1 protein-coding gene is annotated in these 206 nt (G+C 72.3%); it reads left to right on the forward strand.

Annotation, left to right across the window (positions count from 1 at the left end; all coding sequences use genetic code 11):
- On the forward strand, positions 1 to 206 hold a 206-nt coding region (locus NO357_RS21380), incomplete at both ends, for a PAS domain-containing protein (RefSeq protein ID WP_376744417.1).

Below are 206 nucleotides of genomic sequence, written 5' to 3' on the forward strand. Positions count from 1 at the left end.
AACAACCAGCTCCACGAGGTGTTCCCCAGTTCGCGCCAGGGCGTCGTCGGCATGACCACGGCCGAGGCCCTGGGGCCTGAGACCTGGGCCCGGATCGCGCCATACTGGCAGAAGGCGCTGGCCGGCGAGCCGCAGGTGTTCGAGATCACGCATGACCTGTCAGGCCGCCGCATCCGCGTGGCGCTGGCGCCCGACCGGGCCGGCGG

Origin of the sequence: Marimonas arenosa, assembly GCF_030848945.1 — a bacterium.
GTDB lineage: Bacteria > Pseudomonadota > Alphaproteobacteria > Rhodobacterales > Rhodobacteraceae > Marimonas > Marimonas arenosa.